The 21,613-nt window shown below is 72.9% G+C and carries 22 protein-coding genes; 11 read left to right on the top strand and 11 right to left on the bottom strand.

Annotation, left to right across the window (positions count from 1 at the left end; genetic code table 11):
- Window positions 1–114: 114 nt before the first annotated feature.
- The 3 genes from ectA to Q6349_RS05735 all read left to right on the top strand — a co-directional run bounded on the left by ectA (window position 115) and on the right by Q6349_RS05735 (window position 2,525).
- Entirely contained in the window at window positions 115–669 is a 555-nt protein-coding gene (gene ectA / locus Q6349_RS05745) for a diaminobutyrate acetyltransferase (protein ID WP_304603269.1), read from the top strand.
- A 99-nt stretch (window positions 670–768) separates the two neighbouring features.
- Window positions 769–2,070 carry a diaminobutyrate--2-oxoglutarate transaminase gene (gene ectB / locus Q6349_RS05740; protein WP_369810857.1) on the top strand — a complete coding sequence of 434 codons (1,302 nt, stop codon included), beginning with the start codon at window positions 769–771 and terminating at the stop codon, window positions 2,068–2,070.
- Window positions 2,071–2,120: 50 nt separating this feature from the next.
- Window positions 2,121–2,525 (top strand): ectoine synthase, encoded by a 405-nt coding sequence (locus tag Q6349_RS05735; RefSeq protein ID WP_171246969.1) that lies wholly within the window; start codon window positions 2,121–2,123, stop codon window positions 2,523–2,525.
- Between the two features lie 118 nt (window positions 2,526–2,643).
- Here the strand turns inward: Q6349_RS05735 and ilvA are convergent, their stop codons facing one another.
- From ilvA to Q6349_RS05720, 3 genes are all read right to left on the bottom strand, one after another.
- Complete coding sequence (ilvA, locus tag Q6349_RS05730) at window positions 2,644–3,864, bottom strand: threonine ammonia-lyase (protein ID WP_171246970.1); 1,221 nt, start codon at window positions 3,862–3,864, stop codon at window positions 2,644–2,646.
- Window positions 3,865–3,915: 51 nt separating this feature from the next.
- Complete coding sequence (locus Q6349_RS05725) at window positions 3,916–5,142, bottom strand: AI-2E family transporter (protein WP_304603268.1); 1,227 nt, start codon at window positions 5,140–5,142, stop codon at window positions 3,916–3,918.
- Between the two features lie 79 nt (window positions 5,143–5,221).
- A complete protein-coding gene (locus Q6349_RS05720) occupies window positions 5,222–5,833 on the bottom strand; it encodes a YdeI family protein (protein ID WP_304603267.1) in 612 nt (203 codons plus the stop codon).
- A 112-nt stretch (window positions 5,834–5,945) separates the two neighbouring features.
- On the opposite strand from Q6349_RS05720, the gene Q6349_RS05715 reads away from it, so the two are divergent.
- Window positions 5,946–7,535, top strand: a complete 1,590-nt coding sequence (locus tag Q6349_RS05715) for a Na+/H+ antiporter (RefSeq protein ID WP_304603266.1) — start codon at window positions 5,946–5,948, stop codon at window positions 7,533–7,535.
- A 95-nt stretch (window positions 7,536–7,630) separates the two neighbouring features.
- Window positions 7,631–8,302: a peptide-methionine (S)-S-oxide reductase MsrA gene (msrA, locus tag Q6349_RS05710; RefSeq protein ID WP_304603265.1), complete on the top strand. Its 672-nt coding sequence runs from the start codon at window positions 7,631–7,633 to the stop codon at window positions 8,300–8,302.
- 76 nt (window positions 8,303–8,378) lie between these two features.
- Here msrA and Q6349_RS05705 read toward each other — a convergent pair whose 3' ends face one another.
- On the bottom strand, window positions 8,379–9,023 hold the full coding sequence (locus tag Q6349_RS05705; protein WP_304603264.1) for an NAD(P)-dependent oxidoreductase: 645 nt from the start codon (window positions 9,021–9,023) through the stop codon (window positions 8,379–8,381).
- Between the two features lie 99 nt (window positions 9,024–9,122).
- Here Q6349_RS05705 and Q6349_RS05700 point away from each other — a divergent pair, with 99 nt between their 5' ends.
- The 3 genes from Q6349_RS05700 (at window position 9,123) to Q6349_RS05690 (ending at window position 12,229) form a co-directional block, all read left to right on the top strand.
- Window positions 9,123–9,491, top strand: coding sequence for a helix-turn-helix domain-containing protein (locus Q6349_RS05700; RefSeq protein ID WP_304603263.1), 369 nt, complete (start codon window positions 9,123–9,125; stop codon window positions 9,489–9,491).
- Window positions 9,492–9,557: 66 nt separating this feature from the next.
- Window positions 9,558–11,123 (top strand): ATP-dependent DNA ligase, encoded by a 1,566-nt coding sequence (locus tag Q6349_RS05695; protein WP_304603262.1) that lies wholly within the window; start codon window positions 9,558–9,560, stop codon window positions 11,121–11,123.
- A 65-nt stretch (window positions 11,124–11,188) separates the two neighbouring features.
- Window positions 11,189–12,229 (top strand): MerR family transcriptional regulator, encoded by a 1,041-nt coding sequence (locus Q6349_RS05690; protein WP_304603261.1) that lies wholly within the window; start codon window positions 11,189–11,191, stop codon window positions 12,227–12,229.
- 336 nt (window positions 12,230–12,565) lie between these two features.
- On the opposite strand, the gene Q6349_RS05685 is transcribed toward Q6349_RS05690, so the two are convergent.
- Together Q6349_RS05685 and Q6349_RS05680 are read right to left on the bottom strand one after the other, a co-directional pair.
- Window positions 12,566–12,919: a hypothetical protein gene (locus tag Q6349_RS05685; protein ID WP_304603260.1), complete on the bottom strand. Its 354-nt coding sequence runs from the start codon at window positions 12,917–12,919 to the stop codon at window positions 12,566–12,568.
- Between the two features lie 91 nt (window positions 12,920–13,010).
- Window positions 13,011–13,898 carry a LysR substrate-binding domain-containing protein gene (locus Q6349_RS05680; RefSeq protein WP_304603259.1) on the bottom strand — a complete coding sequence of 296 codons (888 nt, stop codon included), beginning with the start codon at window positions 13,896–13,898 and terminating at the stop codon, window positions 13,011–13,013.
- Between the two features lie 52 nt (window positions 13,899–13,950).
- Between Q6349_RS05680 and Q6349_RS05675 the strand changes: the two genes are divergently transcribed.
- On the top strand, window positions 13,951–14,334 hold the full coding sequence (locus tag Q6349_RS05675) for a DUF5997 family protein (protein ID WP_171246976.1): 384 nt from the start codon (window positions 13,951–13,953) through the stop codon (window positions 14,332–14,334).
- Here the strand turns inward: Q6349_RS05675 and Q6349_RS05670 are convergent, their stop codons facing one another.
- The gene (locus tag Q6349_RS05670) at window positions 14,335–14,658 is read right to left on the bottom strand and encodes a SelT/SelW/SelH family protein (protein WP_304603258.1); all 324 of its coding nucleotides are present in this window, start codon (window positions 14,656–14,658) and stop codon (window positions 14,335–14,337) included.
- Window positions 14,659–14,681: 23 nt separating this feature from the next.
- On the opposite strand from Q6349_RS05670, the gene Q6349_RS05665 reads away from it, so the two are divergent.
- A complete protein-coding gene (locus Q6349_RS05665; protein ID WP_304603257.1) occupies window positions 14,682–15,902 on the top strand; it encodes a methyltransferase in 1,221 nt (406 codons plus the stop codon).
- A gap of 133 nt (window positions 15,903–16,035) precedes the next feature.
- Here the strand turns inward: Q6349_RS05665 and Q6349_RS05660 are convergent, their stop codons facing one another.
- The 3 genes from Q6349_RS05660 to Q6349_RS05650 all read right to left on the bottom strand — a co-directional run bounded on the left by Q6349_RS05660 (window position 16,036) and on the right by Q6349_RS05650 (window position 18,298).
- Window positions 16,036–16,437 (bottom strand): FKBP-type peptidyl-prolyl cis-trans isomerase, encoded by a 402-nt coding sequence (locus tag Q6349_RS05660; protein WP_304603256.1) that lies wholly within the window; start codon window positions 16,435–16,437, stop codon window positions 16,036–16,038.
- A 68-nt stretch (window positions 16,438–16,505) separates the two neighbouring features.
- On the bottom strand, window positions 16,506–17,750 hold the full coding sequence (locus Q6349_RS05655) for an RNA polymerase sigma factor (protein ID WP_304603779.1): 1,245 nt from the start codon (window positions 17,748–17,750) through the stop codon (window positions 16,506–16,508).
- Between the two features lie 125 nt (window positions 17,751–17,875).
- Entirely contained in the window at window positions 17,876–18,298 is a 423-nt protein-coding gene (locus tag Q6349_RS05650) for a YciI family protein (protein ID WP_304603255.1), read from the bottom strand.
- Between the two features lie 274 nt (window positions 18,299–18,572).
- Here Q6349_RS05650 and Q6349_RS05645 point away from each other — a divergent pair, with 274 nt between their 5' ends.
- On the top strand, window positions 18,573–20,489 hold the full coding sequence (locus tag Q6349_RS05645) for a glycoside hydrolase family 15 protein (protein ID WP_304603254.1): 1,917 nt from the start codon (window positions 18,573–18,575) through the stop codon (window positions 20,487–20,489).
- A gap of 283 nt (window positions 20,490–20,772) precedes the next feature.
- Here the strand turns inward: Q6349_RS05645 and Q6349_RS05640 are convergent, their stop codons facing one another.
- Entirely contained in the window at window positions 20,773–21,600 is an 828-nt protein-coding gene (locus Q6349_RS05640; RefSeq protein ID WP_304603253.1) for a Bax inhibitor-1/YccA family protein, read from the bottom strand.
- Window positions 21,601–21,613 lie beyond the last annotated feature (13 nt).

Here is a 21,613-nt window from a genome sequence, read left to right as displayed (position 1 = left end):
GTATCCACACATGTGCGCCCGGTGCAGCCCCGACCAGCGCCGTCGCGCCCTGACCTCGGGTTCCGGACTCATCGTCCGGTGGGACGGGCGTGAGATTTTGCCGATGATCTGTCTATGGTTGAGTACGGTATGACGATCCCAGAGACAGGACCGAACGCACCCGCGACCGCCGACACGGCCTCGCGGGCTGACGAGCCCACCCTGACGATCCGACGCCCCGACGTCTCCGACGGCGGCGCCATGTGGCGCGTCGCGCGGGACTCCGGGGAGCTCGATCTCAACTCCTCCTACGCCTACCTGCTGCTGGCCGACCACTTCGGCGACACCTGTCGCATCGCCCTCATGGGTGACGACGTCGTCGGCTTCGTCAGCGGGTACCGGCTGCCGGCCGACCCGACCCGCTACTTCCTGTGGCAGGTCGCGGTCGACGAGCGGGCCCGAGGCCACCGCCTGGCCGGCCGCCTCATCGACGCCGTGATCGACGCCCACCCCGAGGTGACCTCCCTGACGACCACCGTGACCGAGGACAACCAGTCCTCCCGCCGCGTCTTCCAGCGGTGGGCCGAGCAGCGGGGCGGGACCCTGCGCGAGGTCACCGGGTTCGAGGCGCACCACTTCCCGGACGGCCACGAGGCCGAGCCCCTGCTGGTGATCGACGGCTTCCGCTGACCCACCACTTCGGACTGCGCCGGTTCGGCGCGCAGGTGACGACGCAGTCCTGTCCCTTCTTTCACCGCACCGGCGCGCATCATCGAAGGAGTGTCCTCCGTGACAACCCTGTCCGCACCGACCCCCGACGCGTCCTCCCACGACGACCCCACGGGTTTCTCGGCCCTCGAGTCCGAGGTCCGCAGCTACTCCCGTGCCTGGCCCGTGGTGTTCGACCGCGCGACCGGCGCGACGGTCTTTGCCGAAGACGGCACGGCCTACCTGGACTTCTTCGCGGGCGCCGGCTCGCTGAACTACGGGCACAACAACCCGGTGCTGAAGAAGGTCCTGATCGACTACCTCGCCGACGACCGCATGGTCCACTCGCTGGACATGTTCACCACGGCGCGTCGTGAGTTCCTGGAGACCTTCAACTCCCACGTCCTCGAGCCGCGCGGTCTGGACCACAAGGTCATCTTCCCCGGCCCGGGTGGCGCCAACGCCGTCGAGGCGGCGCTCAAGCTCGCCCGCAAGGTGACCGGCCGCGAGTCCGTCATCAACTTCACCAACGCCTTCCACGGCATGACGCTGGGCGCCCTCTCGGTGACCGGTAACTCGATGAAGCGCGGCGGCGCCGGCATCCCCCTGGTGCACGCGACCCCGATGCCGTACGACGACTACCTCAGCGGCGCCGAGGACGACTTCGCCTACCTGGAGCGCCTGCTCGGCGACTCCGGCAGCGGTCTCAACGAGCCGGCGGCGATCATCGTCGAGTCGGTGCAGGGCGAGGGCGGCATCAACGCGGCTCGCGCCGAGTGGCTGCGCGCCCTGTCCGAGCTCTGCAAGCGTCACGGCATCCTGCTCATCCTGGACGACATCCAGATGGGCTGCGGGCGCACCGGCGGCTTCTTCTCCTTCGAGGAGGCCGGCATCGTCCCCGACATCATCACGCTGTCGAAGTCGATCTCCGGCTACGGCCTGCCGCTGGCGATCACGCTCGTGCGTCCCGAGCTCGACATCTTCGAGCCGGGTGAGCACAACGGCACGTTCCGTGGTTTCGCCCCGGCGTTCGCCACGGCCTCCGAGGCCCTGCGCACCTACTGGTCGGACGACGCCCTGGAGAAGGACGTGCTGGCCAAGGGCAAGATCATCGAGGGCTTCTTCGACGAGATCGTCGCCCGCTACCCGAAGCTGGACCTGGTCAGCAAGGGTCGCGGCCTGGCCCGCGGTCTGCAGTTCCCCGACGGCGAGACGGCCGACAAGGTGACCACCGGCGCGTTCGAGCGCCACATGCTCGTCGAGACCTCCGGTCCCGACGACGAGGTGGTCAAGCTCCTGCCGCCGCTGACCATCACCGAGGACGAGCTGCGCAAGGGTCTGACGATCCTGGACGAGGCCATCACGGAGGCCCTGGGCGCCTGAGCCGCCCGGCCCCGTCGTCCGACCACCGACCACATCTTCGAGGAGGCTCCATGCTCGTTCGCACGCTCGACGAGATCACCGACACCGACGCCGACATCAAGACCGAGAACTGGCGTTCCAAGCGCATCATCCTGGCCAAGGAGGGTGTCGGGTTCTCCGTCCACGAGACCACGCTGTACGCGGGGACGGACAACTACTTCTGGTACGCCAACCACTACGAGGCGGTCTTCATCACCTCGGGTGAGGGCGAGATCGAGGACCTCGCCACCGGTGAGATCCACGAGCTCAAGCCGGGCACGCTGTACCTGCTCAACGACCACGACAAGCACAAGGTGCGGCCGAAGACCGACATCACGTGCGTGTGCGTGTTCAACCCGCCGGTCACCGGCCGCGAGGTGCACGACGCGGACGGCGTGTACCCGCTGATCACCGAGCCGGAGTCCGCCGCCGGCTGACCCCCGCTCCACGTGGACGACCCCCGTGGTCCGCGACCGACTCCGGTGAGTCGGCCCGGACCGCGGGGGTCGTTCTCGTGCGACGGCGGGCCGCCCGGTGCCCGGGCGGCCGGCGTCGTCAGGTGAGCTGGTAGCCGTCCCGGCGCAGCCGGTCGAGCACCGCGGCACAGTGCTCGGGGCCGGTGGTCTCCAGCTGCAGGGTCACGAGCACCTCGGACACCTCGAGCGTGGTGTCGGTGCGCCGGTGGTCGACCCGCACGATGTTGCCCTCGGCGGCCGCCACGGTCTCCAGCAGGGACGCCAGCGCGCCCGGCTCGTCGTCGAGCCGCACCGAGATCTGCAGGTAGCGACCGGCCGCCACGAGCCCGTGCTGGACGACGCGCTGCAGCAGCAGGGGGTCGATGTTCCCGCCGGAGAGCACCGGCACCACCGTCCCGGTGAAGGCGCCCGGCGAGGCCGCGACCGCGGCGACGGCGGCAGCGGCCGCCGGCTCGACGACGAGCTTGCCGCGCTCGGCCACCAGCAGCAGCGCGCGGGACATCTCGGCCTCGGTGACCGTGCGCACCTCGACGCCGAGCCGGTGCAGCACCTCGAACGGCACCTCGCCGGGCATCCCGACGGCGATCCCGTCCGCCATCGTCGACTCCAGGTGGCCGGCGATCGGCCGGCCGGCCGCCAGGGACGCGGGGTAGGCGGCCGCCGTGGCCGCCTGCACGCCGACGACCCGCACGTGCGGGGCCACCTCGGCCAGCACCGTGGCGATACCGGCGACGAGCCCGCCGCCCCCGAGCGGCACGACGACCGTGCCGACGTCGGGCACCTGCTCGAGGATCTCCAGGGCGACGGTGCCCTGCCCGGCGACGACGTCGGCGTGGTCGAAGGGGTGGATGAGGACCTTGCCGGTGCGGGCGGACTCCTCGCGGGCCGCCTCGAGCGCCTCGTCGACGGACTCGCCGAGCTGGCGCACCTCGGCGCCGTAGCCGCGCGTCGCCTCCAGCTTCGGGACGGACGCGCCGACGGGCATGTACACGACCGCCGGGATGCCCAGCATCTGCGCGGCGAGCGCGACGCCCTGGGCGTGGTTGCCGGCGGAGGCCGCGACGACACCGGCGCGCTGCTCCTCGGGGGTCAGCCGGCTGAGCCGGGTGTAGGCGCCGCGGATCTTGAACGATCCGGCGCGTTGCAGGTTCTCGCACTTGAGGACGACGTCGGCGCCCGCGAGCTGGGTCAGCGCCCGGAAGGGGTGTACCGGGGTTCGCGTCACCACCCCGTCGAGCAGCTCGGCGGCTGCCTTGACGTCGGCGAGGGTCACTCGGTCCAGGGGGGTCGGTGAATTCACGTGCCCCAGTATGCGACGACCACGGGGTGATCCACGACGTCGCAGGTCACGTCAGGGGCCGGCGGCACCCGGTCCGGGGCCCGCGTCGTCGCGATCCTCGGAGGTGTCCCGGTTGCCCCGGTTGGACCACAGCAGCGTGCCGGGCAGCTCGGCGAGGGCCTCCCGTCTCAGCAGGGGCACGTGGTCCTCGGTGCCGAGCTCGGGGAACTTGTCGTGGCCGTGCAGGTACTGCACGACGGTGTTGAGCACGGCGGCCAGGGGGACCGCGAAGAGCGCACCGATGAGCCCGGCGACGAGGGTCCCCGACGCCACGACGATGATCACGGCCACGGGGTGGAGCGAGACGGCGTGGCCCATGAGCAGCGGCAGCAGGATGTGGCTCTCGAGCTGCTGCACGAGCAGCACGATGCCGAGCATGATGAGGGCGGCCACCCATCCCTGCGCGACGAGCACCACGGCGGTCGCGATCGCACCCGTGACGATGGCGCCGAGGATCGGGATGAACGAGCCGACGAACACCAGGGTGCCGATCGGCAGCGCGAGCGAGGGCACGAAGAAGGCGGCGCCGATGCCGATGCCGATGCCGTCGACGAGGGCGACGAGGATCTGGGTGCGCACGTAGGACGACAGCGTCACCAGGCCGCGCCGGCCGGCCTGGTGGACGTTCTCCCGGGCGGGCAGGGGCAGCAGGTTGACGATCCAGGCCCAGATGGACCGCCCGTCCTGCAGGAAGAAGATCGTGCAGAAGATCGCGATGATGAAGCCGACCAGCACGTGGCCCACGGTGCTCGCGGCCCCCAGCGCCCCGGAGATGAGGTTGGAGCTCTGGCTCGCGAAGAGGTCCTGCACCTGGTTGGTGTAGTCGGACAGCTGCTGGGAGTCGATGCCGAGCGGCCCGGTGGACAGCCAGTCGAGGAACTCCTGGAAGCCCTGCGTCGCCTGGTCCCACAGGTCCTGGAACCCGGTGACGATCTGGGAGCCGGCGAGCACGACCAGGCCGACGACGAAGGCGATGAACGACAGGATCGACAGCGCGGTGGCCGCTCCGCGCGGGACCCCGATGTTCTCGAGCATCCGACGCATGGGCCGCAGCAGGATCGTCACGAGCAGAGCCACGGCCACGGGCACGGCGATGGTCTTGAGCTGCGCCAGCAGCCAGACGAGCCCGGCGACGGCGGCCGCGATCAGCAGCAGCCGCCAGGACCAGGCCGCCGCGACCCGCACGCTGGCGGGGACGGCGTCGCCGTCCCTGCTCTCGATTCCGCCCGGGCTCGTCACGGCCTCAACCCTAGGCCGCTCCCGGCGCGACCGCCCGGCGATCGCCCCGGCGTCCCCCTGCAGGTCGGGGTGGCCGTCGTCACTCCGCGGGGAGCGTCCCTCGCCGCTGCGGGTGGGGCGTCTCGCCCCGCTCCAGCATGGCCACGAACCGAGCGGCGTGGCGTTCCCGGGTCTCGTCCCGGACCACCGTGGCCAGCCGGTGCAGGATCGCGGAGCGGTTCTGCGCCGTGAGGAGCTCCCAGGCGGCCGTCGCCCGGGGGCTCGCCGCCAGCGCCCGGCTCCACACCGGCGGGACCTCCAGGGTGGCGGCACCACCGTACGCCGCCTCCCACCGACCGTCCTCACGCGCCCGGTCGACCTCCGCCTGACCCCGGGGACGCATCCGCCCCTGGGCGACCAGCCGGTCGACGATCTCCCGGTTGCGCGCGGACCAGCTGCTGCGCCGACGGCGGGGACAGTAGCGCTGCAGGGACGTGTCGGTGTCGCGCGAGCGGGCCTGGGCGTCGATCCAACCGCTGCACAGCGCCTCCTCGAGCGCCTCGTCACGCGTCAGCGAGGTGGGGGCCGGACGGGCCTTGCGGGCGAGCACGACCCAGACGCCCTCGGGGGTGTCGTCCTCGTGGGCGTCGAGCCAGGCCCGCCACGCGGCGGCGTCCGGCAGGAGCAGCGGGTCGCTGGGCTCGGTGGCCATGGATGCCACGGTACCGACGCGTCGGCGTTCGCGGGCGGCGGGCCCTCGCGCGCCGGAGTCCCGCGACGGGCAGACTGTCCACGTCCGTCGTCGCCGACCCGGGAGACACCAGATGTCGTCGGTCGCCCTGTGGGGAGTCATCGTGGCCGGGGTCGTCGTGCTGACCCCGCTCGCCGACCGGGTCCGCGTCCCGCTGCCCGTGCTGCTCACGCTGTTCGGCCTCGCGCTGCCCCTGTTCCCGGCCGTGCCGGCCCTGCGGCTCTCCCCCGACCTCATCCTGCCGGTGGTGCTGCCGCCGCTGCTGTTCGCTGCCACGCAGCGTTCGACGGTGCGGGAGTTCCGCAGTCAGTCCCGGCCGATCCTCCTGACCGCGGTGGGGCTGACCATCGCCTCGGCGGGCGTCGTCGCCGTGGTCGCCCACGCCGCCGGTGTCCCCTGGCCGGTCGCGTGGGTGCTGGGGGCGATCGTCGCGCCGCCTGACCCGGTGGCGGCGACCGCCGTGGCCCGGCGGCTGCGCCTGCCCGGCCGGGTCGTGACCGTGCTCGAGGGCGAGGGCATGTTCAACGACGCCACCGCCCTGGTGATGTACCACGTCGCCGTGGCCGCCGTCGTGGCCGGTTCCGTGACGGCCGGGGAGGTCGGGCTCGACCTGCTCCTCGCCGTCGTCGTGGGGGTCGCGGTGGGACTGGCCGGCGGCTGGCTGGGGCACCTGGTGCTCGGCCGCCTGCACGTGCCCGCCGCCGAGACGACCGTGACCATCGCCCTGCCGTTCGCCGCCTACCTGGTGGCCGAGGAGCTGCTGGGGTCGGGTGTGCTGGCGGTCCTCACGCTCGGGCTCGTGCTGCGGTCCGTGTCCCACGCGTCGGTGACCTCAGGGGGCTGGCTGCTCGGTCGGGCCGTGTGGGACTACGCCGACTACCTGATCACCGGGGTCGTGTTCGTGCTCATCGGCTTCGAGCTGACGTCCGTGCTGGACGGCGACCCGGTCTGGTCGACCGCGCTGCCGCTGGCGCTCGCGGTGGTGGCCGTCCTGGTCGTGGTGCGGTTCGCCTGGATGTTCCCCGCCCTGCTGTGGCTGGAGCGCGGGATGGAGGCCAGGGCCCGGGCCCAGGGGTCGCCCGCGCAGGTCGCGGGCATCGGCGCCTTCACGCGACGGGAGACGGCGGTCGTCTCCTGGGCGGGGATGCGCGGTGTCGTCACGGTGGCCACCGCCCTCGCCCTGCCGCACGTCGTGGACTCCGGAGAGGACTTCCCGATGCGGGACACGGTGGTGTTCGTCGGACTGGTCGTGGTGCTCGCGACCCTGGTGCTGCAGGGGCTGACGCTGGCGCCGGTGGTCCGGCGCCTCGGCGTGGGCCGGGCCGGCGACGGCACCGCCGAGGTCGTCCGGCTCCGGGAGCAGGCCACGGTGGCGGCGCTGGAGGCCGTGCGCGTCCGGTCCGACGTGCCCCCGCCGGTCCGCGAGGCGGTCGCGCAGCAGTACGAGGGGTACCTGACCGCGCAGCGGGCGCTGTCCCGCGCCCGGGACAAGGGCGACGGCACCGAGCGGTACGACGAGCAGGTCGACGCGCTGCTGCGCGACGCCGTGGAGGTCGAGCGCGACGTCTGCGTCCGCGCTCGCAACGAGGGGCTGGTCAGCCCCGAGGTGGCGGACGAGGTCCTGGCCGACGTCGAGGCGCGTGCGGTGCGCGACCTCGACTGAACCTCGACCGAGCGGGGCACGGCGGACGGAACACGCACCGCCGGTGCGGCGTTGTCGCCATCGGGCGGAGAGACCCGCCCGAGTCAGGAGGAACGATGATCTTCGAGTACCTGTTCGGCGCCGGCAAGACGACGATGGTCGCCCCGGAGGACGCGCTGCCGGGGCGTGAGGCGCCCGTGCTGGCCGCGCCGCGTCCGCACACCGTGCTCGGCACGTCGATCGTCGGCCCGTGGGAGCCCGGCACCCGCGTGCTGTACGTCGCGATGGGCTGCTTCTGGGGTTCCGAGGAGATCTACTGGCAGGTCCCCGGGGTGGTGAGCACCGCCGTGGGCTACATGGGCGGCACCACGCCGAACCCCGTCTACGAGGAGGTCTGCACCGCGCGGACCGGCCACACCGAGACCACGATGGTCGCCTACGACCCGTCGCAGGTCTCCGAGGAGGAGCTGCTGCGGATCTTCTGGGAGCGCCACGACCCGACCCAGGGCTACCGCCAGGGCAACGACGTGGGCACCGAGTACCGGTCGGCGATCTACTGGACGACACCGGAGCAGGCCGAGGCGGTGCGCTCCACGGCCGAGCGCTATGCCGAGGTGCTGGCCTCGCGGGGCTACGACCCGATCACGACCGAGATGCGACCGGCTGCCGAGGCGGGGCCGTTCTACTACGCCGAGGACTACCACCAGCAGTACCTGTCCCCGGCGAAGAACCCGCACGGCTACCGCTGCCACGCGACGACCGGGGTGCCGTTCCCCGACGCCGCCTGAGCGCCGCGGACCCGCGACGACGGCCCGCCCTCTCCGGTGATCCACCGGTGGAGGGCGGGCCATCGTGCTGCGGGCGTCAGGACGCGACGGTGAACCGCCGACGGCGGTGCGTCGGGTTCTCGAGCTCGTCGACCAGGGCCGTGGCGAAGTCGGCGCCGGAGATGGCGGAGCCGCCCTCGGCGTCGGCGAGCAGCACGTCGCCGCCGATGCGGTACGTGCCGGTCTTCTCCCCCGGCGCGTAGGCGCCGAAGACGGCCGGCGGGCTGAGGTAGAACCAGTCGAGCCCCTCGGGCGCGTCCTGCAGGTCGGCCAGGATCTCGGTGAACTCGAGGGCCTCGGCCTTGAAGGCGTCCGGGAAGTCCGGGGTGTCCACGACCCGCGGCCCGTCCTCGCTGACCTTCAGCGACCCCGCGCCCCCGACGACGGCGAGGCGGGCGTCGTGCGCGGCGGCCCGGTCGGCGAGCCGGGCGTAGGCGGGACGGACGTGCCCGGCCATGTCCCCGCGCGGGGAGACGGTCGCCACGACGACGTCGGCCCCCTCGACGGCGCTGTCCACGGACTCCGCGTCCAGGACGGAGCCGGTCGTGTAGGTGACGCCGTCCACGGGCTCGGCCGGCTCGGACCGGCTCATCGACGTGACGTCGTGACCGCGCCGGGCGGCCTCGCGGACGATGTGCTCCCCGGCGTAGCCGGTCCCTCCGATGACGGTGATGCGCGCCATGGCTGTCTCGCTCTCTGCTCGGCATTACTCTCCAATGGAGAGTAGGTTTCCATCGGTGACTGTAGGACGTAGGATCGAGTTCCGCAAGGAGGTGCCGCCGTGACCACGATCCCGTTCGACCCGTACCTGAAGGCCTGCCCGAGCCGCACGGTCCTCGACCGCGTCGCCGACCGCTGGACGGTTCTCGTCGTGGGTGCGCTCGCCGACGGCCCGCAGCGGTTCTCGGCGCTCGCGCAGCGCGTCGACGGCGTCTCGCAGAAGATGCTGACCCGGACGCTGCGCGGGCTGGAGCGGGACGGGCTCGTGCGACGCACGGTGCACGCGGAGGTGCCGCCCCGCGTCGAGTACGAGCTCACCCCCGCCGGACGCGACCTCCTCGGCCCGATGCAGGCGATCGAACGCTGGACGCTGGACCACTCCGCCGACGTCCTCGCCGCCCGCGAGGCCTACGACGCCGCGCACGGCTGAGCCCCGTCCCCCACCGGTCGACCGGGTTCTCGCGCGCCGGTCGGTGCCGGCTGCGACGATCGACCTGTGCTGCTCGACGAGCTCGTCCGCATCCACGCCGCGGTCGCCGCGACGCGCTCCCGTCTGCGCAAGCGCGAGCTGCTGGCCGCAGCCCTGCGCGACGCCGCTCCCCCGCCCGCGACGGCGCCGGAGGGCGACGACGCCGACGAGATCGAGATCGTCGCGTCCTACCTGTCCGGCCGCCCACGACAGCGCCGTACCGGCATCGGTTGGCGGACCCTCGCCGACCTGCCGCCTGCGACGGACGTCGCCACGCTGACGCCGGTCGAGGTCGACGCCGCCCTGTCCGCGATGCAGGCCCTCGAGGGCGCGGGCTCCCACACGGCACGCTCGCAGGCCTTCACCGAGCTGTTCTCCCGCGCCACCGCCGACGAGCAGCGGTTCCTGTCCGGCCTGCTGCGCGGCGAGCTGCGCCAGGGCGCCCTGGACTCGCTCCTCCTCGACGCCCTCGCCGCGGCGGCCGACGTACCCGTGAAGGCCGTCCGCCGCGCGGCGATGTTCTCCGCGGTGTCCGGACCGATCGCCCGCGCCGCGCTGACCGGGGGCGCGTCGGCCCTGGAGAGCTTCCGGCTGCAGGTCGGGCGGCCGGTCCGCCCGATGCTGGCGTCGTCAGCGCCCGACGTCGGCGCGGCCGCCGAGCGCTTCGCCGACACCGCCGTGGCCGCGGACGTGAAGCTCGACGGCATCCGCGTCCAGGTCCACGTCACCGGCGACGACGTCGCCGTGTTCACCCGCTCGCTCGACGACATCACCGACCGGCTGCCCGAGGTCGTCACGCTGGCCCGCTCCCTGGACGTGGAGGCCGCCGTGCTCGACGGCGAGGCCCTCGCCCTCGACGACGCCGGACGTCCCCGCCCGTTCCAGGAGACGGCGTCCCGCACGGGGACCCACGAGGCCGACCCGACGTCGAGCCTGCCGCTGACCGTCCGGTTCTTCGACCTGCTGCACCTGGACGGCACCGACCTGGTCGACGCCCCCGCCCGCGAGCGCCTGGCCGCCCTCGACCGCGCCGTCCCGGCCGACGCGGTCGTCCCCCGGCTCGTCGACACCGACACCGGCGCGCTCCAGGAGTTCTTCGACGAGGTCGTGGGCGCCGGCCACGAAGGGGTCGTCGTCAAGGACCTCGAGGCCCCGTACGCCGCCGGCAAGCGCGGGGCCGCCTGGGTCAAGGTCAAGCCCCGGCACACCCTCGACCTCGTGGTGCTCGCCGTCGAGCAGGGATCGGGGCGCCGCCAGGGCTGGCTGTCGAACATCCATCTCGGGGCGCGCGACCCGGAGAGCGGCGGGTTCGTCATGCTCGGCAAGACGTTCAAGGGGATGACCGACGAGATGCTCGCCTGGCAGACCGAACGGTTCACCGAGCTCGCCGAGGGGCCGACCGACGGGTACGTGGTGCGGGTGCGCCCCGAGCAGGTCGTGGAGATCGCGTTCGACGGGGTCCAGCGCTCCACCCGCTACCCCGGCGGCGTCGCCCTGCGCTTCGCTCGGGTGATCCGGTACCGCGACGACAAGACCGCCGCCGAGGCCGACACGATCGACGCGGTGCGCGCGCTGGGAACCGGAGCGCACTAGTCGCCGGCGCGGGGCAGGATGTGGGGGCTTGACCCTCGAGCAGGTCGAGGCCGGAGGGTGCAGGGGTGGAGAACGAACTGCTGGGTATCGGTCGGGTGGCCTCCCTGAGCGGGTTGCCGGTCAGTGCGCTGCGCTTCTACGACGGTGCCGGGGTGCTGCCGCCCGCGGCGGTCGACCCGTGGTCGGGTTACCGCTTCTACGGGGCGGACCAGGTGGCTCAGGCGCGGCTCGTGGCGCACCTCCGACGTGTCGGCCTGCCGTTGGCCGACATCAAGGCCGTGCTGGAGGACCCGGCCCGTGCGGTCCCGGTCCTCGACGCTCACCTCGCCCGGCTCGAAGCGGGCCTGGCCGACGCCCGGCGGGAGATCTCCATCGTCCATCACCTGCTCGAGAACCCGGAGATCGCCATGAACCGCTGCACGCTGCCCACCCACGACCTGGTCCGAGCACTCCACGAGGTCCGCTATGCCGTCTCCGACGACCCGGACGAGCCCCGCCTGAACGGTGTCTACCTCGACAGCGAGGACGGCCGGCTGCGGGTCGTCGCGACGGACCGGTACCGGCTCGCCACCAGCACTCTCACGACGCCGGAACCCACCGATCTCCACCTGCTCCTTCCGACAGCGGCCGTGGACCAGCTGCTCGCCGGTCCGGCCACCGGGAACCTGGAGGTGGAGGTGGCCGACGGCACCATCACTCTCTCCGGTCTCGGCGGTGCCGTCCGGGCAGACGTCCCGGACGTCGACTTCCCGTCCTACCGGACGCTGCTCGAGGGCAGGCGACGCGAGATCCCGGTCGATGCCGCGGCGTTGCGCGCCGAGCTCGACGCGGGCACGACCGAGACCCTCGTCCGGGAGGGAGACGGCGTCGCCTACGACGTCAGCCGGCTCAGCGTCACCGCGGACGGAATCCACGTGGGCCCCACCGACGAACCCGACGCGCTGGTGATCGCCGTCAACCGGGAGTTCCTGCTCCAGGCACTGCAGGCGGGAGACCAGCTCACCCTCGGCCTCGACGACCCCATCGCACCACTGGCCGTCCGCCACCCCGACCGTGACGGCACGCTGTCGATCCTGATGCCGGTCCGCCTCGACCAAGTCGCCTGAGACCGCGCGCTCGGGTCGACGGCCCTGGCTGGAACGCGGCGGAGACGCACGCCGCCGCGTTCCACGAGCATCCCGTTCCGGTCATTGGACGCTCCGGGTGGGGCATGCGACGACCTCGCCTCCGGGACGAGCGCCACGGAACCTCGCGAAGGGGGGTTCGCGGGTGGCGTCTCGGATCACCCAGCGGCACCCGTCGATCACGTCGGCGTACGGCTCGAACCACGACGCATCGCCGTCCCGTGTGAGGAGGGCGTCGAGCGTCCGTCGCGCTACCGAGGCACATCCAGAGGGTCTGGACGGCCGACACGATCGAGGGCGTCCGAACGCTCCTCCACCTCAGAAGTCGTCCAGGGTGATGCCGAGCTCGGCCCACCGGGCCTCGCCCTGGGCCCGCGGCAGCCACGTGGCCGCGTAGGTGCCGCGATGCGGACCGTCCTCCCAGGCGAACGTCCCGGCCCTGATCTCCTCGACCGCCGTCCACGGCGCGTAGTCCTCGAACGGCGGCTCCTTCACGCCGTCCGCCCACACGACGAGAAACCACACGCACTGCTGGATCGTCAGGGGGCGCGCCGGTGACCAGAACGTCCCCAGCGTCGTGGCGACGTGACCGGCGACCTCGCCGTCGCGTCGCAGCACGACCGTCCCGTGGTCGAAGGGTTCGAGCGCCGGATCGCGGCGAGGCCTGGTCACGGCCGCATCGTGCCACGACGAGCCTCACGGTGCCGCTTCACGCACTGAGGCCCGGCGGCCCCCGGGAAGGGCCGCCCCGGCACCGGGGGCCTCAGCGCCGCTTCCCGCGCCCCTTGCCACCGCCGGGGCGGCCTCGACGGCCGGGGGGCGCACCACGGCGAGCGCCCGGAGCTCCACCACGTCCGCCGGGCTGCCCGGACTTCTTGGCGGCGCCGCCCGAAGCCTTCTTGCCGCTAGCGGCCTTCGTCGACGCCCGCGCGGACTCGCCCGCCCGGCCGCGGGAGCTGTTCGCGGTGCGGCCCCGCACGATGCCCACCATCTCCTCGACGAGCTCGCCCCTCTCCTCGGACAGCCCGTCGCGGAGCCAGACCAGCCCGACGGGCGCCTCGGGCCCGTCGTCGAGCACGCGGTGCACCACGTCCTTCCGCCGGTGCAGCCGCGCCAGGGACATGGGGACGACGACGACCCCGCTGCCCGTGGCGGCCCAGGCGATCGCCTCCGCCGTGGTGGCCGGTGCCGGCGTGACCAGATTCCCGGTGCCGTCGTCGTACGCCTCCGGTGCCGTGCCGGGGCGGGGCTCGTCACCCGTGAAGAGCACGTCGTCGTCCGGCACCCAGAGCACGTCCTCGGCGAGGTCCGCGGGCGTGACGTGCTCGGACTCCTCGGTGGCGGCCAGCAGGTGGTCCCGGGCGACCACCACCATCGGCACCTCGTCGTACAGCGCGATGGCGTGGAACTCGTCCTTGTCGACAGGCAGCCGGGCGATCGCGGCCTCCACCGTCCGTTCGCGCAGCGCCGTCGTGGCGTCGGCCGACTCCACCGGGACGAGATCCAACGGCACGCGCGGCAGACGCTGCTCCCACGTGCGGGCCCACTTGCCCGGGGTCGCACCCGGGACGAACCCCAGGCGGAACCGCGGGCCCGGGTCCACGCTGGGGTCGGCGTCGTCGGGCCGTTCGGGCCGGGTGTCCTCGCTCACGTGGCCAGGTTACGGTGCGGCGGCACGCGGCCCGCCCGACTACCCTGGGCGCATGGCCGGAACACCCTTCTCCCAGCAGGTCCTCAAGCCGACGAACGCCGCGAAGCGCCTCGGCGTCTACCTGCCCGCCACGCCGGCGGAGTTCCAGGAGAAGGGCATCACCCGCGCCGAGCTGGAACAGCTCGAGCAGAACCCGCCGGAGTGGCTCGAGGAGCTGCGCCGCAACGGTCCGCACCCGCGCCCGGTCGTGGCCGGCCGCCTCGGCATCTCCATCGGCGGGCTGGCGCGCGGCGGCATCACCGAGCCGCTGACCACCGAGCAGATCGACGAGCTGCGCGAGGACCCGCCGGCGTGGCTGGTCCAGGAGCGCGAGACCGCCGCGAAGGTCCGCGCCGAGGAGGAGCGGGTCGCCGCGGAGCGCAAGCGCGAGTCCTGATCAGTCGCGGGAGGTGACCCGGTCGGTGTGCCCCAGCGCCATGTCCGGCGCGACGGCGTCCCGCACCGCCTTCTTCAGCGGCGGGATCTCCGGGAAACCGCCCTCGGCCTTGCGGTCCCACAGCAGCATCGGCTCCTCGCCCGGTGACCGGACCAGCTCCACGCGGAACACGCCGTCCGTGCCCGGCACCAGCGCGACCTCCCCGAGCCCGGTGCGGAACGTCTGCAGCAGCTCCTGGGCGACCCACGCCGCGCGCATCAACCACCGGCACTGCGTGCAGTAGGTGATGGTCACGCGGGCGTCCGACGACGTGGCTTCGGTCATGCGCCCAGACTACGGTCGGTGCCGTGACATCCCCCGCCGACCTGCCCCCGACCGTGACCGCCGTGCTCGACCGCCTCGTGCCCTGGCCCGACGACGGCACCCGCGCCGACGGCCCGGTCGCGGTGGACGCCACCGACCGGCTGCTGCTCGCCGAGGCCGCGGAGTCGATCGGCCGGGCCGGGCCGGGGGACGTGGTCGTCGTCGGGGACCGGTTCGGCGCCCTCACCCTGGGGGCCCTGGCCCTGGGAGCCCCGGACGTCCGGGTGCACACCGACGCCCTCGACGCCGAGCAGGCGGTGCGGCACCACCTCGACCTGGAGCCGGCCGAGGTCCGAGACCGGGTCACGATCCACGACACCCTGGGCACCGCGCTGCTGGCCGGCGCCCGGATCGTGCTGCTGCAGCTGCCGAAGGGCCTGGCCGAGCTCACCGAGACCGTCGAGGCCGTCGCACGCCACGGTGCCGACGACGCCACGCTGCTGGCCGGCGGGCGGCTGAAGCACATGACCCGCGCGATGAACGACGTGCTCGGCGACCGGTTCACCGAGGTCCGCGCCACCCTGGCGCGCAGCAAGTCCCGCGCCCTGGTGGCGTCCCGCCCGCGCCCGGAGGCCCGGACGGCCGACCCGCTGTACCCGGTCCACGAGAGCCTGACCGACCCCGAGCTGCTCGCGGCGGCGTCCCCGACCGACGGCGGCGCGGCCCCCGACCGGATCGAGGTCGTGGCGCACGGCGGCACCTTCGCGGGGGCGGCCCTGGACCACGGCAGCCGGTTCCTGCTGAGCACCGCCGGGTACTGGCCCGCCGCCGCGCGCGTGCACGACGCGGTCGACCTCGGGTGCGGTACCGGGCTGCTGTCGGTGGTGCTCGCCCACCGCTACCCGCAGGCGCGGGTCGTGGCGACCGACCGGTCGGCCGCCGCGGTGTCGTCGGCGCGCGAGACCCTGGCGGCCAACGGCGTGACGGGCGTGGTCACCCGGGACGACGCCGGGGCCGGCCTGCCGGACGAGAGCGCCGACGTCGTGCTGCTCAACCCGCCCTTCCACGACCGTGCCGCGATGAGCACGGAGGCGGCGTACCGCATGTTCGCCACGGCGGGCCGGATCCTGCGTCCGGGCGGGGAGCTGTGGTGCGTGTACAACACGCGGCTGCGCTACCGCGGGTCCATCGGGCGCGCGGTCGGCCCCACGGACCACGTCGCCCAGGACCCGCGCTTCACGGTCACCCGCTCCCGCAAGCCCTGAGGCGCGACCCCGCGCTCTGTCGTCGCACGGTGGTGCGGGGAGGCCCGTGCCCGGTCGTCACACCCGAAGTGGAGGTCGCGCAGCGACCGTGAACGCGACCGGGCACGGGCCTCCCCGCACCGCAGGAATCAGCTCACTTGACGTCGACGACGTCCACGACGAACACCAGGGTCGCGCCGCCGGGGATGCCGGCCTGCGGCACGCCGCGCTGGCCGTAGCCGTGCTCGGACGGGATGGACAGCAGGACGCGGTCGCCGACGTTGCGGCCGACGAGGCCCTTGTCCCAGCCGCCGATGACGGCGCCGACGCCGATCGGGAAGTCGATGGTCTGCCCGCGGTCCCAGGAGTTGTCGAACATCTCCCCGCCCCAGGTCTGGCCGTAGTAGTTGACGACGATGGTGCGGCCGCCGTCGACGACGGGGCCGGAGCCCTCCTCGAGCACCTGGACCTGCAGGCCGGCGGGGGCGTCGCCCTCGGGGAAGGTGATCTGCGGCTTGTCGCCGAAGGAACCGGTGGCGGTGGGCAGCGTGGTCATGGTGGTACCTCACGGTCGGGTGCAGGGGAGCCGACGGCGGTGCGCCGGTCGGCGAGTCACGGTTCAGCCTACGACGGCCCGTCCAACGCCGCGGCCTTGGCCTCCAGCACTCCCCGTTCGCGATCGTTGCCGCACAGCCGGGCGGCCAGCTCCAGCTCGGCCCGCGCCTCCGCCCGCCGGCCGAGGCGCGTCAGCAGCTCGCCGCGGACGCTGGGCAGCAGGTAGGTCCCGGTGAGCACCTCGCGGGCGGCGAGGTCGTCCACGATCTCCAGCGCGGCGGCCGGCCCGGACGCCATCGACACCGCCACGGCCCGGTTGAGCTCGACGACCGGGGAGGGCGCCACGCGGCCCAGGGCCTCGTAGAGGACGACGATGCGGTCCCAGTCGGTGGCGTCGACGGACGGCGCCGTGTCGTGCTGCTCCGCGATCGCGGCCTGCAGACCGTAGGGACCCAGACCCCGCCCGGCTCCGGCCGCCCGGACCAGTGCGGCCCGGCCGCGCCGGATCGCCCCGGCGTCCCAGCGACGACGGTCCTGGTCGGCCAGCAGCACCGGCTCCCCGCCCGGGCCGGTGCGGGCCGGGAACCGCGCGGCCGTCAGCTCGAGCAGGGCCAGCAGCCCGGACGCCTCGGGCTCGTCGGGGACCAGACGTTCCAGGACCCGGGCGAGCCGGATCGCCTCGCGGGCGAGGTCGGTGCGGATCCAGTCCTCCCCGGCCGACGCCGTGGAGCCTTCGGTGAAGATCAGGTACACCACGCTGAGCACGGAGCCCAGGCGCTCGGTGCGGTCCGCGGCGGGCGGCACCTCGAAGGGCACCCGGGCCGCCGCCAGCGTCTTCTTGGCCCGGGTGATGCGCGCCTGGACCGTCGCCCGGGGCAGCAGGAACGCCCGGGCGATCTCGTCGCTGGACAGTCCGCCGACGACGCGCAGGGTCAGCGCCACGCGCGCCTCCGTGGACAGCACCGGGTGGCAGGCCGTGAAGATCAGCGCGAGCCGGTCGTCCTCGATCCGGTCCGGGTCCCACAGCAGGTCCGGCTCCTCGTCGCCCGACGGCGCGGCCCCGGCGTGCGCCTCCCCCTCGCCGAGCTCGTGCCCGAGCACGGCGTACCGCTCGTCACGCCCGGCACGACGGCGGAACGCGTCGATCGCACGGCGACGAGCGGTGGTGAGCAGCCACGCCGTGGGGTCGCGGGGGCGGCCGTCGCGCGGCCAGGCGACCAGGGCCTCGGCGAGCGCCTCCTGGGCGACGTCCTCGGCGAGCGCGAAGTCACCCGTGTACCGGGCCAGGGCACCGACGATCCGTGGCGCGTCGATGCGCCACGTCGCCTCGACGGCGCGCCGCGCGGTGTCGGGACCCCCGTCGGCCCCGACACCGCGGCGCGCGTCCGGAGGACCGTCGTCGGGCACCGGAGCACCGCCCTCGTCCCCGAGCGGACGGCTCACTTCGTCCCGAGCCGGCGACGCCACTCCTTCTCCTTCTGGATCCACTCGTCGTCGGCCGGGAAGTCCTCCTCGCCGGTCACCCGACGGACCTCGAGCTTCGTGCCCGGGCCGCTCAGCGGGGCCCGCTTGGCCCACTCGACCGCCTCGGCGACGTCCGCGACGTCGAGGATCCAGAAGCCGTTGAACAGCTCCTTGGTCTCCCCGTACGGGCCGTCGGTGACGACGGGGGTCTCGGTGGAGAAGTCGACGACGGCACCCTCGGAGGCGTCGGCGAGCCCCTCGCCGGCGACGAGCACACCGGCGTCCATCATCGACTCGTTGTAGCGCCCCATGGCGGCGATGACCTCCGAGAAGTCCATCTCCTCGAAGTCCGCCCGACCTTCGTCGGTGCCGCGCATGATCAGCATGTACTTGGTCATGTCCCTCATCTCCTCCGATGTCCGGGCCTCTTGTCCGAGACCTTCTCACCCCCCAGGTCGAACGGGACACCCCAGGATCGACACGGCACGGCAGATCGGCGACGATTCTTCCGATCGCGCCGCATCGCCGCAGTTCACGGGCCTGGTTCCGCAGACTCCGGGCTCCGGGAGCCCGCCGGAAACGTCTTTCCGACACGTCACAACTGTGTGAATCTTCTCGCTCCAGCACAGGGGGAAGTGGCGCACCGCCCCCGGGGCGACGCACTCTGGGTCCATGACGCTCGATGCCCAGGCACCACCGCCGACAGACGGACGCAGCACGTTCCCCGCGATCGCGGAGTACGCCTTCCTGTCCGACTGCGAGACGAACGCCCTCGTGGCGCCGAGCGGAGCGGTCGAGTGGATGTGTGTTCCACGCCCCGACTCCCCCAGCGTCTTCACCTCCCTGCTCGACCGCGGGGCCGGCCACTTCCGGGTCGGGCCGCACGGGGTGCGCGTCCCCGTGGCGCGCCGCTACATCCCCGGCACCCTGATCCTCGAGACCACGTGGCAGACGAGCACCGGCTGGCTGGTCGTGCGCGACGCGATGGTCATGGGACCGTGGCACAACCTGCACGAGCGGTCGCAGACGCACCGGCGCACGCCGACCGACCACGACGCCGAGCACGTGCTGCTGCGCACCGTGAAGTGCGTCTCCGGCAAGGTCGACCTCGAGGTCGTGTGCTCGCCGATGTCCGACTACGCGCGCTACGAGCCGGACTGGGAGTACGTCGACGAGGGCTACTCCTCCGTCACCGCCCGGACCGGCGACGCGAACCCGGACCTGCGCCTCAGCTCCAGCCTGCGGTTCGGGCTCGAGGGCCGTCGTGCCCAGGCACGCACCCGGATGGAGGAGGGCGACACCCACTTCGTCGCCCTGGCCTGGTCACCGCTGCCGGCGCCCACGTCGTTCGACGAGGCCGCCGAGAAGATGTGGCGGACCGAGCAGTTCTGGCGCGACTGGATCACCCAGGGCTTCTTCCCCGACCATCCCTGGCGCATCTACCTGCAGCGCTCGGCACTCACTCTCAAGGGTCTGACCTACGCCCCCTCCGGCGCGCTGCTGGCCGCCGCGACGACGTCCCTGCCGGAGACCCCCGGCGGCGAGCGCAACTGGGACTACCGGTACGCCTGGATCCGCGACTCGACGTTCGCCCTGTGGGGCCTGTACACGCTCGGGCTCGACCGGGAGGCGAACGACTTCTTCGCCTTCATCCAGGACGCCTGTCAGGACAACAAGCAGCTCCAGATCATGTACGGCGTCGACGGCGAGGAGGAGCTCAAGGAGACCGAGCTCACCCACCTGACGGGATACGAGGGGGCGCAACCCGTCCGGGTGGGCAACGCCGCGTACGACCAGAGCCAGCACGACGTCTGGGGCGCCGTGCTGGACTCGGTCTACCTGCACACCCGCAACCGGGAGCAGCTGCCGGAGGCCTTGTGGCCGGTGCTCAAGCGGCAGGTCGAGGAGGCCGCCAAGCACTGGCACCTGCCCGACCGAGGGATCTGGGAGGTGCGCGGCCAGCCGCAGCACTTCACCTCCTCCAAGCTGATGTGCTGGGTGGCCCTCGACCGCGGGGCCCGCCTGGCCCGGCTGTACGACGAGCCGGACTTCGCCGAGCAGTGGCAGAAGCTGGCCGACGAGATCCACGCCGACATCTGCTCCAAGGGGGTGGACGAGCGCGGCGTGTTCACCCAGCGCTACGGCGACGACTCGCTGGACGCCTCGCTGCTGCTGGTGCCGCTGCTGCGCTTCCTGCCCCCGGACGACGAGCGTGTCCGCGCCACCGTGCGCGCGATCGCCGAGGAGCTCACCGAGGACGGACTGGTCCTGCGCTACCGCACCGACGACACCGATGACGGCATGGACGGCGACGAGGGCACCTTCACGATCTGCTCGTTCTGGCTGGTCTCGGCGCTGTGCGAGATCGGCGAGATCGACGAGGCCCGCACGCTGTGCGAACGGCTGCTGTCCTTCGGGTCGTCGCTGAACCTGTACGCGGAGGAGCTCGACCCGCGCACGGGACGGCACCTGGGTAACTTCCCGCAGGCGTTCACGCACCTGGCCCTGATCAACGCTGTCATGCACGTGATCCGCGCGGAGGACGACCCGGGCGACCACCGGGCGTTCCGCACCCCCAGCCGCGCCTGACGCGGGTCAGGACGATCCCCCGCGAGTCAGGCCGATCCCCCGCGGGTCAGGACGATCTCCCGCGGGTCAGGGCGGTCTGCGGCGAGTCAACCCGCCGAGCGACGGGTTCGCGCCCGGACCCGCGTCCTGACTCGGCCCGATCCGTACTGACTCGGCCCGATCCGTACTGACCCGGCCCGATCCGTACTGACTCGCGGAGGTGGGACGACGACGGCCGGGCACCCTGTGCAGGGTGCCCGGCCGTCGGACGTTCAGCGCGCCGGTGCGGGCCGGCGAGGGGTCGTCAGTCGCCGCTGTTGAAGATCGCCAGCAGGCGCAGCAGCTCCAGGTACAGCCAGACGAGCGTGACGATGAGGCCGAAGGCCGCCGACCAGGCGAACTTCGCCGGGACGCCCTGCTCGACACCGCGCTTGATGAAGTCGAAGTCCATGATCAGCGACATCGAGGCCAGGACCACGGCGATGATGCCGACGACGATGCCCATCGTGCCGCCCCGCATGCCCCAGCCCTCGAGGACGCCGGTCCAGACCAGGACCACGTTGACCAGGGAGAACACGAGGTAGCCCACCATGCCGATGAGCAGGAACCGCGTGAACTTCGGGGTGACGCGCACCTTGCCGGAGCTGTACAGGAACAGCGCCACGGCGAACACCGACAGCGTCGCCAGCACCGCCTGGAGGACCACGCCGTCCTGCCACGACTCGTAGAACTTCGAGATCCCGCCCAGGAACACACCCTGCGCGGCGGCGTACAGCGTGATGAGCACGGGGCTCGGGTTCTTCTTGAAGGCGTTGACCAGGCCGAGCACGAGACCGACGATCATGCCGCCGATCCACAGTTCGGGCGCGATCGACCAGGTCGCCGCCGCCACGACGACCAGCAGCGCGAGCAGCCCGCCGGTCTTCATGATGACGTCGGTGTAGGTCAGGCGCTGCGTGTCCACGGGGGTCGCGGACGGCGCCTCGTACATGTTCTGCAGGGACGCGGCGTCGGCGGCCTGTGCGCCGTAGGCGCCGTACTGCGCCGGGCGCGCGGCCGTGGCGGCTCCGCCACGCCCGGTGCGGCGCGGCTCGCCGAAGACGTCGCTGTTCGAGAAGACGGGGTTGCTCATGAACTCCTCCTGG

The organism is Isoptericola sp. 178 (assembly GCF_030586525.1).
GTDB lineage: Bacteria > Actinomycetota > Actinomycetes > Actinomycetales > Cellulomonadaceae > Isoptericola > Isoptericola sediminis.
Note: the sequence above shows the minus strand (reverse complement) of the source record. Positions and strands in the feature narration are given on the sequence as shown.